Origin of the sequence: Streptomyces sp. MBT65 (assembly GCF_016612545.1) — a bacterium.
In the GTDB taxonomy this organism is placed as follows: Bacteria; Actinomycetota; Actinomycetes; order Streptomycetales; family Streptomycetaceae; genus Streptomyces.
In genome coordinates this window covers 1-1352 of sequence record NZ_JAENRY010000655.1, presented here as the reverse complement: position 1 = coordinate 1352, position 1352 = coordinate 1, and the positions used below count along the sequence as shown (strand labels likewise).

Annotated in this window: 1 protein-coding gene; it reads right to left on the bottom strand. The window is 73.4% G+C overall.

Annotation, left to right across the window (positions count from 1 at the left end; genetic code table 11):
* Positions 1-72: 72 nt before the first annotated feature.
* On the bottom strand, positions 73-1352 hold a 1280-nt coding region (locus tag JHN63_RS51360), incomplete at its 5' end, for an aminotransferase class I/II-fold pyridoxal phosphate-dependent enzyme (protein WP_234478967.1).

The window sequence follows — 1352 nt, the reverse complement described above, 5'->3', positions numbered from 1 at the left end:
GGATGCATGGGATGCATGGGATGCGTGCGGTGCTCCCTGTGGATGAGCGGCCGGGTAGGTGGGAGCAGGGCCTCATTCCCCAGGCCCCCCTTCACCACGACCGCGTCGAGCGGGCCCCGCGGGCGCGATCGCGTGAGGTCCCGCGTCGCCGTGGGGCTCACGGAGTGTGCGGAGTACATGAGGTGCATAAGGCACACGAGGTGCATGAGGTGCATGAAGTGCACGGGACGTACGAGGTGTTCCGCTCGGGTTGAGGAGGTGGCCGAGGCGGGCCAGGGCCTCCTCCACCAGGGCCGCGTCGAGTGAGTGGCAGATGCGGAACCAGCCGGGGCGCGGGGCGTGGAAGGCCTCGCCGGGCAGGATGCTGACGTGGGTGCGGTCGAGGATCTCCTGCCAGAGCGCGCGTTCTCCGGCGAAGCCGGGGCGGGGCAGCCAGGCGGCCAGATCGGCCCAGACCGAACAGCCGGCCTGCGCGGGGGCGTACGGGATGCCGTAGCCGTCCAGGAGCGCGGCGGCCCGGGTGTACGAGGCGGAGAGGCGGCGCCGGTTCTCGGCGAGGAAGGCGTGCACGTGCGCGGGGTCGGCCAGCAGCCGGGTGAGGTGGGCCTGGGTGTGGGTGGAGACGGGCGCGAAGTAGGCGAGGGCGCGGGCCGCGTCCCGGATCTCCGGGTCGGTGGTGTGCAGCACGCCCGCCTTGAGACCGGGCAGCCCGAAGTCCTTGGCGAAACCCCACACGGTGTGGACGCGGGCGGGGTCGGCGGCGACCGTCCGCAACCCGGTGAAGGGCAGCGGCCCGAAGACCGACCCCGCGTAGATCTCGTCGGCGACGACGGCCACGCCGTGGTGGGCCGCCACCGCGGCCAACTCCCGTAATTCCGCGGCCGGATGAACCGCTCCGGTCGGATTCGCGGGCGACGCCAGTGCTACGGCCCGTACGTCCACGCCGTCGCGCCGGGCCTCGGCGAGCGTCCGGTCCACGGACGCCACGGAGAGCGCGGTGGCGACCACGTCGAGGGCCGCGGTCGCCCCCGCCACCACGACCAGGTCCTCCGGGTCCACGGCCCGACCGCCCATGGAACCGAGATGCCGCGCGATGTGCTCGCGCAGCTCCGGGGTGCCGTACAGGGGCGCGTAACGGGTCTCGCGCGCCGTCAGCGGCAGTGGCGGCACCTCACCGTGCAGATCCTGGACGAGCCGGTTCTCGGCGGTACCGAGATTGAGCCACCCGTCGGGACGCAGGCTGGGGTGATAGGGCAGCGCCTCGGCCCGGAAGTGGGCGTCGGCGATGGCGGGCGAACCGGAGACCAGCCGGGCGGCCTGGCGGGAGGTCGGGGTCATCACCCCTCCACCCC